Below are 12,649 nucleotides of genomic sequence, written 5' to 3' on the forward strand. Positions count from 1 at the left end.
GGTTACTGTAATAATTTAGTGCAACTTTCTACGCTGTGAATGGCGTCACAAGACGATATTCAGTTTTTAAGCGCAAAGTTTTCCTTTTCGGTTATCGCTATAGCAATGCTGCATGACAATAACCTAGCGCAGCGCAGAACATGCCCGTTGAATACGGGTGCATGCTTCCTGCAAAATCTCTTCAGATGTTGCATAGCTCACGCGGAACGCGGGCGAGAGACCAAAAGCAGCGCCATGGACAACTGCGACCTGTGCTTCGTCAAGAAAATATCCGATCAAGTCCTGATCGCTTTGAATGGTCTCACCCTTTGGTGTTGTCTTGCCGATCAGCTCGCTGGCATCGGGATAAACATAAAAAGCGCCTTCAGGTGTCGGACAATTCAAGCCCGGCGTATCATTCAGCATCGAAACCACCAGATCCCTGCGGCTCAGGAAGGCTGCATTGCGCTCTGTCAAAAAGTCCTGTGGCCCGGTAAGCGCAGCTAGTGCCGCTGCTTGGGAGATTGAACTGGGGTTGGATGTTGATTGCGACTGCAATTTGCGCATCGCACCGATCAACCATTCCGGACCACCGGCATAACCAATACGCCAGCCGGTCATCGCATAGGCTTTTGAACAGCCATTGACCGTCAACGTGCGGTCAAACAGATCGGGGCAAACCTGCGCGATAGTTGTGAACTGGGTATCGGCGTACCAGATATGTTCATACATATCATCGGTCATAATCATGACATGCTGGTGCGGCAGTAATGCGTCACCAAGCGCCTTCAGCTCTTCCCTGCTATAAGCAGCGCCAGTCGGGTTGGAGGGAGAATTGAGGATCAGCCACTTCGTTTTCGGTGTAATCGCGGCTGTAAGCTGCTGCGGTGTTATCTTGTAATTCTGGTCCGCGCCTGCCTGAACAATGATGGGTGTGCCGCCGGCAAAATTGACCATATCGGGATAGCTGACCCAATAGGGCGCAGGGATAATAACTTCGTCACCGGCGTCAATTGTCGCCACCAGCGCATTGAACAATGTATGTTTACCGCCACTGTTCACCGAAATCTGCGAAGGCGTATAGTTGAGATCATTGTCGCGCGCAAATTTCTCGGCGATAGCATCTTTCAAGGCAGCCGTGCCATCAACGGTGGTATAATTGGTTTCCCCGTCTCGGATCGCTTTGATAGCCGCTTCCTTGACGAAATCCGGGGTGTCAAAATCCGGCTCGCCCGCCGACAGACCAATGATGTCGATGCCTTGTGCCTTAAGCTCATTGACCCGGCCAGTCATAGCCAGAGTAGCGGAGGGTTGAATACGGCCTAAAGCTTCGGAAATTTGGGGCATGGAAAAAACCTGTTTCAAGGAAAGAACAGCCAGCGCATAATGCCGTTGTGACAGCAGTGCAACAGGGCGATTTACTTAGCTGCGTTTTTTCACAAATTCCGCGCGCAGGACCAGACCTTTTATCCCCTCATGCTTGCAATCAATTTCCTGTGCATCGCCGGTAAGCCGGATGGACTTTATCAAAGTCCCGCGCTTAAGCGTTTGCCCGGCCCCCTTTACTTTCAGGTCTTTTATGAGCGTCACCGCATCGCCATCGGCCAGAGGATTACCTACCGCATCAACAACGTCCGGCCCTTTCTTCTTCGCAGCTACATCTTCGGGACTTAACCACTCTCCGCTGTCCTCGTCATAAACATATTCATCACCTGAGGTCATGTTGCTCTTTCTGTTATGGGGCCAATTTCGCTCAATATGGCGGGACTGAACTTTATTTAGTAAAATATCGTCATTCTGATGGTTTTTATCCCCGTTGGTCAGGCAAGAAATTGTTAGTGGTGAGCCTACCGAACCCGTTTCTAAATCAGGTATAGCATCAAATCACTAACCGTTTTGACTTCTCACCTGCTCAACGAGGGAATAAAACTAACCTCAGTTCCGACTATAGCGACGATAGCGCCTGCTCCATATCAGCGATAATATCATCAATATGCTCAATACCGACTGACACGCGGACAACATCCGGTCCGGCACCTGCTGCGGCCTGTTCTTCCGCATCCAGTTGGCGGTGCGTGGTTGAAGCCGGGTGAATGATAAGAGAACGTGTATCGCCGATATTGGCCAGATGGCTGAACATTTTTACCGATGATACAAGCTTAACTCCTGCATCATAACCACCTTTAAGGCCGAATGTGAAAACAGCGCCGCCTTGTCCGTCAAGATATTTCTGTGCAAGGCTGTGGTAGGGGCTGTCCGGTAAACCGGCATAGGAGATCCAGCTCACTTCATCACGTTCCTTCAACCAGTTCGCCAGGGTCAGTGCGTTGGAACAATGCCGCTCCATCCGCAGCGCCAGTGTTTCCATGCCGGTCAATATCTGAAACGCGTTAAACGGGGATAGCGCCGGTCCCAGATCACGCAAAGCCAATGCCCGCGCCGCCAGAATGAAGGCCAGTTCGCCAAAGGCTTCGGTAAAGACCTTGCCATGATAGGATGGATTGGGTTGATTGAGATGGGCGAATTTCTCGCTCTTCGTCCAATCAAATTTGCCGCTGTCAACGATAAGACCGGCAATGCTATTGCCGTGACCACCAAGGAACTTTGTGCCGCTATGCACGATAATATCCGCGCCATGCTCAAATGGACGGCATAGCATGGGTGATGCCATCGTATTATCAACAATCAGCGGGATACCAGCTGCATGGGCAATATCGGCAATGCCGGCTATATCCTGAACCACGCCGCCCGGATTGGCGAGGCTTTCAATGAAAACGCAACGTGTTTCATTGGTAATGGCGTTTTGGACTTCTTCCAGATTATCCGCATCGACAAAAGTGACATTCCACGCCATTTTCTTGAACGCATGGGCGAGCTGGTTCAGCGATCCGCCGTAAAGTTTATTGGCTGCTACAATATGTGCGCCGGGGTCCATCAATACATGGAAAGCCAGCACTTGTGCAGCATGGCCAGAGGCCACGGCCAATGCAGCCGCGCCACCCTCCATCGCAGCGACCTTGCCTTCAAGCGCGGCATTGGTCGGGTTCGTAATGCGGGTATAAATATTGCCTACGGCATCCAGATTGAACAAATCTGCTGCATGATCGACGTCATCGAACACATAAGAAGATGTCTGATAAATCGGGGTGATGCGCGCATTGGTTGTCGGGTCAGGTTCGGTCCCGGCGTGAACTGCCATAGTCTCCAGATGAGTGGTTTCCAGATCGTCAGTCATAATATTCTCCGTAAAAATATATATTCAAACTAGCCGGGCCTTCAGCAGGCCCCGTAAACTATTTCCAACATAGAGGTTACTGTCTATATCTCCAGCCTGTAAATCAGATTCAACGGCATCTCCGTTTGTCAGTAACTCTGCGCGCAATATTCCCGGCAGGACACCGCGCGAAAGAGGCGGTGTCAACAATTTGCCACCCCGTTCAACAAATATATTCCAGATCGCCCCCTCGGTCAGATAACCGTCAGGGTCATGGAATAATGGATGTGCCTTACCCTGAATTGCGGGCGCGTCATAAATGCTGCGGTCGCTCGTTTTGTGGCGCAGACGGTAATCCATGGAGTTGGCCAGCATAGGTGTCAGCATCATCTTCACCGGCTCTGCGAGCGGCTCCGGCATCGGTTGCAATTCAATCGCGATCGCGCCGGAGCGGGCCAGCATCAACCGCACTTTTGCGGGCTTCTCCTGATAAAAGGTGATCGCCTGTATGGCGTTACGAGCGGCATGGCGGTCAAATTCAAACTCCAGTGCAGCGGCACTCGCCTTCATCCGCTCCAGATGGGCCTCAAGACGCACGATACCGCGTTCGGGAACAAACGCCATCGTCTCCATTAAGTCCACTATATCGTCTGCGCCTTCACTCACGGCAGCAAATTTCCCCTTTGCGAGACATTCCCGCCATTCATCATCCACAACAGAATCAGCCACTACGCCAGAGCCAAGGCCGATGGAAAGCGTTTCTTGTCCTTGGCCAAGAAAGAACGTACGAATTGCAACATTGAAAGCCGCGTCACCATTTGCATCAATCCGGCCGATCGCACCGCAGTAGATGCCACGCTGATCGCTTTCCAGTTCATCAATAATCTCCATGGCGCGGATTTTTGGCGCACCGGTAATAGAACCGCATGGATAAATCTCACGTAACAGGTCCACCGCATCGCGGTTCTCAGCAAGCTTTGCCGTCACAGTCGATGTCATTTGATGAATGGTTGGATAGCTCTCTACTTGAAATAACTCCTGCACCTGCACACTACCCGGCTCCGCAAGCCGCGATAGATCATTACGCAGCAAATCAACAATCATCAGGTTTTCGGCTCGCTGTTTCGGATCGCTTTGCAACTGTGCCCGTGCTTCAGCATCGGCTGTTTCATTCACAAGCCGAGCGGAAGTTCCTTTCATCGGTTTGGCAGTGATCCGATTGTCTTTTATCGCAAAAAATAATTCGGGAGAAAATGATAATAGCCAGTTCTGACCGTCAAATACTACTCCGCCATAACCAGCTTTTGCTCGCCTGCGGATCGCTGAATATAGCCCTAGCGGATGGCCCGCATATGCTGCATGGGCACGAAAGGTCAGATTAGCCTGATAAATGTCCCCTGCGATAATATAATCCCGAACCTTGCCAAACACGCTGTCATAGTCCTGCCGGCTAATATCAGGCTGTATTTTTCCCATCCACGCACTCTTGGCATCCGGCAGCCATATTGTCATGGCTTTGGGGGTCAATAAATCATAACCTTCAAACAACCCGAACCATGCCAATGGACATGTGCGGTCGGTGCGCAGTCGCATGGCTAATCGATCTTCCAATGTCAGCCCTGCTTCATAAGACATGTAACCTACTGCGTGGAGACCTTCCCTTTGCGCAGCAGCCACATGGTTTAAAACCGCATCAAGCTCGTCCGGCTCATTGGCCATAAGCGTCTCTACCGGATTACTGTAAAGCCGTGCCGGAGCTGCCCCTTCGCCTTCGCGGGCATCATCAAGCAATATGAAAGGGCTGTTATCTGGAACCATACCCTTCCCTAATTGCTTTTGATGCGGTTCGTCCATAAGCAGAAATGAAATTATACAATAAGAACCGCTGATACGCCTGACATTTGCCGCCAGTTACCTAGCTGCATCAACACAACATATAGCCCGCCCCAATACGGGCTTCGTAACCAAAGGTTTTTAGAATGATGTCCAGACGCTTCGCGTGAACAACCCAATGACCTGCTTCACAAAAGGCTACTGCTAATTCACACTGCCGCTGCCATGTAGCTAGCCTGATTAATAGCAGCCTTGGCGTCGAGTTCCATTGCCTCATAAGCTCCGCCAACCAATTCCGCCGACAAACCGTCCGCAACCAGATCCTCATATAGATCCCTTAATGGATCCTGCCCGGCGCAAATGATGATGGTATCAACTTCCAACAATTGCGGTTGACCGTTCTGTAAAATATGCAGGCCATCATCATCGATTTTGACATATTCCACGCTGTTCATCATCCCTACTCCGCGGCGCGCAAGAGTGATCCGATGAGTCCAGCCAGTAGTTTTACCAAGGCCAGCACCTACGCGGCTGTCTTTGCGTTGTAAAAGGGTGATTTCACGATCCGATTTTACGACCTTCGGTTCGACACCGGTAACGCCGCCACGTGGATGAGTTTCAAAATCAACTCCCCATTCGGCCGCGAACACATCACGGTCTGTAGCACCGGAAGGCCCGGCATGGCTGATCAACTCGCAAACATCAAAACCAATCCCGCCAGCACCAATGATGGCGACCTTTTTACCGACCGGTTTTTTACCGGTTATCACATTAATATAACTGACAACCTTGGGATGATCGATACCTTCAATGTCGGGAGTCCTGGGCTTGATGCCCGTAGAAATAATTATTTGGTCGAACCCCTCAGCTTTAAGCATCGCAGCATCAGCTTTGGTATCAAGCCTGAGATCAATAGCATGTACCTCGATCATTCGCTTATAATAACGGATCGTTTCGTAAAATTCCTCTTTGCCGGGTATTGTTTTTGCCAGATTAAACTGGCCGCCAATTTCTGAAGATGCTTCGAACAAAACGACCTTATGCCCACGTTCCGCTGCTACTGTCGCATAAGCCAGGCCGGCTGGCCCTGCCCCAACAACCGCGATACGTTTTGCCGCGGTCACTGGCTCGTAATTTAAAATTGTCTCGTGACAGGCGCGCGGATTGACCAGACAGGTCGTCAATTTTCCTGAAAATGTATGGTCCAGACATGCCTGATTACACGCGATGCAGGTATTGATCTCATCTTCACGCCCCTCAATAGCTTTACGCATAAAAGCACTATCCGCCAATAATGGCCGCGCCATAGACACCAGATCGGCATCACCGCGGGCCAGCACGTCTTCGGCGACCTGCGGCATATTGATCCGGTTGGACGTGATTACCGGCACGTTGACTTCTTTACGCAGACGTCCCGTGACAGATGTAAAAGCTGCTCTGGGCACCATGGTTGCGATGGTTGGCACTGCACTTTCGTGCCAGGTAAAATGGGTTGAAATAATTGTCACACCAACCTGTTCCAACCGCTGAGCCAGAGTGACTATTTCTGCCCAGCTCATACCCCCTTCAAGCATATCCATCGCCGCAATACGAAAAATAAGGATGAAATCCTCACCCACTGCAGCGCGCGTTTGCTCTACGATTTCAAGAGCAAAGCGCATCCTGTTTTCATAAGAACCGCCATATTCATCGTCACGCAAATTTGTCTTTTCCACCAAAAAGGTGGAAATCAGATAGCCCGCCGATCCGATAATTTCGACCCCGTCATAACCAGCCTTCTTGGCCATTACAGCGGCGCGCACGTGATCATCGATCTGTTTTTGGATACCTGCTTTATCTAATTCATTCGGAACATAGCGTGCAATTCTTGATTTTACCGCAGATGGCGCAACAGCTTTTTTTGTATGAGCCAATGGACCGGGATGCAGTATCTGCATACATATTTTGACATCGGGGTCCGCCTGATGTACCGCATCTGTGACCAACCGATGCTTTTCCGCTTCCTCTTCGCTGGACATCATAGCACCACCGCTGGACGATTCTTCATTTGGCGCGATTCCGCCCGTGATAATCATCCCGATATTATTCGCCGCACGTTCAGAAAAATATGCAGCCATACGTTCAAACCCGCCCTCCATTTCTTCAAGGCCGGTATGCATAGACCCCATGATGGAACGGTTTTTTATGGTGGTGAAGCCAAGATTAAGTGGCTCTAGCAATAGAGGATAATTCATAATTTTTCTTTCTAATGAAATTTATCAGCGTTTCTATTATCCTAACTATTAGTCTTGGGAATATTTCCGAATAACTATCTATTGATAATTTCCAGTTCTCAAGCTCGTTATTTCTATATTGGTTTTTTCAATGATGGCCTAAGATTTGATAAAATATGGTCGCCAAGCCTGCTCTATTCAGTAATAGAGGCCCAATGTGTATCTTAGCATTTGCATGGCAAGCGCACCCACGCTGGCCGCTTGTTGCCATGGCCAATCGGGACGAAATCCACACGCGCCCGGCAGAAGCGCTGGCCAGATGGGATGATCCCTCTCATTTATTGGCGGGACGGGACACAAAAGCTGGCGGAACGTGGCTTGGCATTTCCGAAGAGGGCCGCTTTGCCGCTATCACCAATCTCAGCGGGCATGGAGCGGCGGATATTGAGCGGGCTTCACGCGGAGATCTTCTAAAAGACTATCTATCAGGTCATGGCCGTTTTGCAGAGCTCAGCACTACCCGGTTTTCAGAATTTAATCCGTTTAATTTAATCACTGTTGATCGGAACCAGGCGTTCATCCATTCTAACCGGCCCGATACAGTCAGCGACGTTCTTGCGCCGGGAATCCACAGCCTTTCAAATGGTCCGCTGAACAATCCCTGGCCAAAAGCCGCGCATCTCAATTCCGTTTTGGAGCACTGGATAGACCAGCGCGTTGACGATCCGGAGACTTTGCTGGAGCCGCTGCTTGACCGGAAGAATTTCCCGACTGCTGCTCAAATAAACGGTGGCGCGGAATATTCGCTCGAACCCCGGAATTCAGGTATTTTCATCCAGAACCCGGTTTATGGGACCCGATGCAGTACAGTCGTTGCCATAGACGATAAAGGCACAGGGACAATCATCGAAAGGCGTTTTGCAGCTTCCGGAGAAACGACCGGCGAAACCCGTCTTGCCTTTACTTGGCCCATCTAGGCGATAGTGCGATCAAACATATTGATCTGCAAGCCGCCTTTTATAGCATATGAGCCGCTGCTTCATCCCGATGCTTCTTCAGATATTTCATGAACGGCGTTCCGCCCGTGCCAACATCTGATACGTTACCAGCGCCGCCTTTGGACTGCTTATTGATATAGCTGGCTGCATATTCCAGATGCCGTGTGCGGAAACGGGTCAAATTCTGCACACATATATTGTAAAGCTCATTCAATATCGGCGAACCGGCGGACGTGACAAATGGCCGCAAGACACTGTTTGCGCGAATATCATCTATAAACTGGCGGTGTTCGGGTGGGCGATAAATATGGAGTTGATCAAGATAAGTACGCAGCGGGTCTCCCGCATGATCAATGCCGAGAAACGCATCCATTGACGGAACAATGGATGATTGCGACCCGGTCTGCCCACGAAAAGCCTGTGGCTCACCGCCTGTTTCCATAACCCCTTCGTAAATCATACCTTTTTCCAGTGCCGGATTATCTTTCCAGCCATGAATCCATGGCCGTACCCGGTGGAAATAAATATAGGGATCACAGCGGTCCGTCATCCTCCCGAAAATATCGTTCATATCATCCCAAACCGCTGACATAGCCGATAATCCGGATTCCAGTGTCGCGGTATCTCCGCTCTTGCACGCCTCCACCAGTGCCGGAATAGATGCCAGCATTTCTCCCGCCCTTGCTTCAATCGCAACGTGGACCAGCACAAACCATGCTTCGTCCTGCCCGCTCTGAAAAGGTTGGATCATATAAATATTCGACAGGTCTATAGGTCCGCTGTCATCAATCCTCCCCCAATTATCGAGCACATAGCTGGAATAAGTGAGCAGTGGTGGCTGTCCGATGGCATTGCCCAATTGCCAAATTGGCAATGCGATACATTTGGGCAGCGCCTTCGGAGGCTCCGGCTCACCCCAAACATAGGCTTGCACCAGAAACGAGTAATGGACCATCGCCAGTCGTCGCTGGGCCAGACTGGCGCTCGCGCAAAAATCAGCCAGATCAATGAACGGCAGTGCCTCTATATGCTGGCGAGCTTCGCCAGTAACGATAATGCGCGGCAATGCCATGGCTAAATCGCGAGCCGGATGTAATTCGGCTGGTAGAACGGTGTGCGCTGAATCGAAGGAGGAAAGGAAGCCACGCTCGGCCGTAATATCGTAATCTGCAAGATCTAATGCTGTCATGCTGCGCTCCATATGCTGCTTTTGGTGTTGACCAATGACCGCACAATAATACCGCAAAATGCCCGCAATATTCTTGCTTTATAATCGTCTTATCCTAGTATTATGCAATATATGATGGATTTGGATAACATCAGCCGAAATATATTGCTTCAACTGGAACGCGATGGACGAATCAGCAATATTGATCTGGCCGCAAAAGTGGGGCTTTCCCCATCCGCCTGTTTGCGGCGTGTGCAAGAACTGGAACGCACCGGCCTGATTAAGGGCTATCGGGCGGTTATTGATCCTTCTGTTCGCGGTGCCGCCATCATTATTTTCGTTATGGTTGGCTTGTCCGAACATTTGAAGAAGGACTCGCTGGCATTTGAGCAAGCGGTTGCAAAGGCGCCTGAAGTACGTGAGTGTCATAATATTACCGGGTCCGTTGAATATCTCTTGCGTGTCGAGGTAGCTGACCTTGCTGCATATAAGGCTTTTCATGCCGATATATTAGGAACGCTGCCACAGGTGAGCAGTATTACCTCCCATATCTGTCTGGGCTCACCGACCGACAAACGCGCATAGGTCGCGCAGCCGCGAAAGCTATTCTCGCAACAGACGGTAAGTGGCATCGACCAGGCTTTGACCGCGATCATTGAGCAATAATCCCATGCCCATCTGGTTCATGGTATAGCTGAAAGCCAAACCATATTCCGGGTCCGCAAAACCGATTGAGCCGCCTGCACCAACATGACCAAAAGCGGCGTCACCGATTATTACCGACATCTGGTCCCCGCCGGGATAGGCGCGATTATCCATTGATTTCATGAAACCCGAAGCAAAGCGCGTAGGGGCAAGTAACGTTGCATCAATTTGGGTCGCTGTTGACACCTGTCCCATATGGGCCAAGCGTTCAGGCGATACCAGTCTAACGCCTTTATGCGATCCGCCGAGGGCTAATGGCTCATACATCGCGACTTGTCCGCGGGCATTTGCCATGCCTCCACCTCCCCCGATCTCGGCTTTGTGAGCCGCCGGGTCATTCTGATTCCACCCACCATTGTTGAGGAAAGAGAGCGCTTGAATAGAATCAGGTTCCCTCATCAGTTTTTTGGTAAAAGGACTAAGCTCCGCAGTCGGGTCCGGCGTCGGCGGAGTAATCCGCGCAATCGGATTGGTCACATCATCAGGCAGTCCGATCCAGAAATCAGCGCCCAGCGGCCCGGCAACCTCATCCTGAAAAAACTGGCCCAGCGACTTGCCCGACACCCGGCGGACCAGTTCGCCAACGGTCCAGCCAAAATTGACCATGTGATAGCCATTCCGGGTTCCCGGCTCCCAAAATGCTTCTTCATCCTCCAACCGTTTAATCATATAGTCCCAGTCCAGAAAGCCGCCCGGCTTTACCGGATCACGAAACGCTGGCACCGCGCTTTCATGATTGAGCATCATCTGCACTGTCGTATTCTCTTTACCGTTTTTGGCAAATTCCGGCCAATATTCCGCTACCGGCGCATGCAGTTTAAGCAAACCGCGGTCCACCAATATATGCGCGCACAGAGCGGTCGCAGCCTTTGTGCAAGAAAATACAATCGAGATTGTGTCACGTTCCCATGGGGTATCTGTTTTCACATCAGCGATGCCGCCCCACAGATCAACGACTGTCTCGCCATTGACACTGACACAGACCGATGCGCCAACTTCTCCGCGTTCTGCAAAATTACGTGCGAATTCATCTTTTATGCCCGCGAATTTCGCTGAAGTCGTGCCTTCGATGATTGCCGTCATGTTGGTGCTCCCCTATGTTTCGACAGTTTTGTTAACGCTGCTCACAAAGGAAAACCATCTATTTCTGCCAAGCTGGTGTTACCGACGATGCCGCAGATGACAGTATCTCAGTGTGTTTTCTTTTCCGTCTATTAGGTCATTTGCTGAGCGAAACTACATTTCAAAGTTCACACATTTCACACACCCCCGCATCGGGGTTATTGTCGGTATTTTCCCGTAAATCTGCCACTGGCTCGATGATTATATCCTCTCCTGCAAACCTTAAAAAATGGCGTTTATATTACCATGGAAACACACTTGTAGGAAAGGCCCAGACGTAACAGGAAACCAGCAATCCCGCGCAGTTGTTATGGCCGCCCGGATTGGCGGCCATAACTGACGTGTTTTTCGCTTTGAGTAGGCTTTAATAGGCTTCGGATTTTGAAACCTTTTTAGCAGTCTGGACCGCGCCGGGACGCGTGGCATTGGCGATAAGGCTAACCGCTTTTTTCGAAGCGCTGTCACTATCCAATTCACCATTGGCAATTTTTGTGCCCATTTCCAGCAATTCACCGCTGATAACGGTTCCGGTTTGCGCTTCCTCTTCCACAGTCACTCCGTTGCCAGATGCAAATGCTTCTTCCCAAGAATTGCGAACCTTGGCCCAATAATCTTTGGTTTTTGCCCAATAGTCATCGGCTGCCTGAACATTATAATCATCAAATTTAGTATAGGTGTTCAGCACATATTCCGAAACAATGGGGACCAGTTTGCCATCGACCATTCCCATTTTTATATTATCCTGAAAATGGATCCAGCCATCTGGTGTCGGGCTATGGCGATTGATGGCATAATAGCGATCATAAGGGGTGTCGCGGACCGCATCACGACGGGCCAATGGACGCCATGTCCAACCCGAACGCCAGCGCCGGATGCCGCCTTGTGTTTCCCATTCGCCCAGGCTGGCATAGCGCGGGCTATCGTCCACCTGATAAACGGTTTGTGACCAACGACCATTACGGCGTTTTTCCGATACCGGTTGATATTCCCAGCTATTCCGGTCGGAATAGGCAAGAATCTGTGCTGGCTCATATTGCCAGTCCTGACGCCAATGCTTCACAATAAAATCTGTGCCATCATCCATTCTGGCAACCAGCAAATGTTGAAGAACAATTTTTTTGCCGCTGTCTTCAATAACTCTCACAACTTCATGGCCACCGGAAATTTTGCGCTCACGCGGCTCGTAATCCGCATTCCATGGCGTGGATTCCTGCATGTCAAACCGGACCTTATAATTTCCGGCCATTGCCAATATGTCGGCCCGATCGGCTTCAAAGGCTGTTTTTTCTGCATGAGCAGAGCGTTCGGGAATTGGCGGATGCGCCAGCACCGGAGCAGAGCCGAGGGCAAGAGCAAATATCGCTGCGCCCAATTTCGCTTTAAGTTTTCTATTCATAGTCGTTTCTCCCTTTAGTAA

10 protein-coding genes are annotated in these 12,649 nt (G+C 50.5%); 2 read left to right on the forward strand and 8 right to left on the reverse strand.

Features of this window, described 5'->3' with window-relative positions; genetic code table 11:
• Positions 1-123: 123 nt before the first annotated feature.
• The 5 genes from AB1K62_RS10335 to AB1K62_RS10355 form a co-directional block, all read right to left on the reverse strand.
• The gene (locus AB1K62_RS10335; protein WP_367003465.1) at positions 124-1,326 is read right to left on the reverse strand and encodes a pyridoxal phosphate-dependent aminotransferase; all 1,203 of its coding nucleotides are present in this window, start codon (positions 1,324-1,326) and stop codon (positions 124-126) included.
• A 75-nt stretch (positions 1,327-1,401) separates the two neighbouring features.
• Positions 1,402-1,701, reverse strand: coding sequence for an alkylphosphonate utilization protein (locus AB1K62_RS10340; RefSeq protein ID WP_367003466.1), 300 nt, complete (start codon positions 1,699-1,701; stop codon positions 1,402-1,404).
• A 223-nt stretch (positions 1,702-1,924) separates the two neighbouring features.
• Positions 1,925-3,214, reverse strand: coding sequence for an O-acetylhomoserine aminocarboxypropyltransferase (locus AB1K62_RS10345; RefSeq protein ID WP_367003467.1), 1,290 nt, complete (start codon positions 3,212-3,214; stop codon positions 1,925-1,927).
• A 24-nt stretch (positions 3,215-3,238) separates the two neighbouring features.
• On the reverse strand, positions 3,239-5,011 hold the full coding sequence (gene pabB, locus AB1K62_RS10350; RefSeq protein ID WP_367003468.1) for an aminodeoxychorismate synthase component I: 1,773 nt from the start codon (positions 5,009-5,011) through the stop codon (positions 3,239-3,241).
• A gap of 224 nt (positions 5,012-5,235) precedes the next feature.
• Entirely contained in the window at positions 5,236-7,263 is a 2,028-nt protein-coding gene (locus AB1K62_RS10355; RefSeq protein ID WP_367003688.1) for an NADPH-dependent 2,4-dienoyl-CoA reductase, read from the reverse strand.
• Positions 7,264-7,454: 191 nt separating this feature from the next.
• Between AB1K62_RS10355 and AB1K62_RS10360 the strand changes: the two genes are divergently transcribed.
• On the forward strand, positions 7,455-8,216 hold the full coding sequence (locus tag AB1K62_RS10360; RefSeq protein ID WP_367003469.1) for an NRDE family protein: 762 nt from the start codon (positions 7,455-7,457) through the stop codon (positions 8,214-8,216).
• A gap of 40 nt (positions 8,217-8,256) precedes the next feature.
• On the opposite strand, the gene AB1K62_RS10365 is transcribed toward AB1K62_RS10360, so the two are convergent.
• A complete protein-coding gene (locus tag AB1K62_RS10365; protein ID WP_367003470.1) occupies positions 8,257-9,426 on the reverse strand; it encodes an indoleamine 2,3-dioxygenase in 1,170 nt (389 codons plus the stop codon).
• Positions 9,427-9,537: 111 nt separating this feature from the next.
• On the opposite strand from AB1K62_RS10365, the gene AB1K62_RS10370 reads away from it, so the two are divergent.
• Positions 9,538-9,990, forward strand: a complete 453-nt coding sequence (locus AB1K62_RS10370) for an Lrp/AsnC family transcriptional regulator (protein ID WP_367003471.1) — start codon at positions 9,538-9,540, stop codon at positions 9,988-9,990.
• Between the two features lie 18 nt (positions 9,991-10,008).
• On the opposite strand, the gene AB1K62_RS10375 is transcribed toward AB1K62_RS10370, so the two are convergent.
• Together AB1K62_RS10375 and AB1K62_RS10380 are read right to left on the reverse strand one after the other, a co-directional pair.
• On the reverse strand, positions 10,009-11,193 hold the full coding sequence (locus AB1K62_RS10375) for a serine hydrolase domain-containing protein (RefSeq protein WP_367003472.1): 1,185 nt from the start codon (positions 11,191-11,193) through the stop codon (positions 10,009-10,011).
• Positions 11,194-11,596: 403 nt separating this feature from the next.
• A complete protein-coding gene (locus AB1K62_RS10380; RefSeq protein ID WP_367003473.1) occupies positions 11,597-12,628 on the reverse strand; it encodes a DUF6607 family protein in 1,032 nt (343 codons plus the stop codon).
• Between the last annotated feature and the right edge of the window lie 21 nt (positions 12,629-12,649).

This window comes from Parasphingorhabdus sp. JC815, from assembly GCF_040717415.1.
In the GTDB taxonomy this organism is placed as follows: domain Bacteria; phylum Pseudomonadota; class Alphaproteobacteria; order Sphingomonadales; family Sphingomonadaceae; genus Parasphingorhabdus.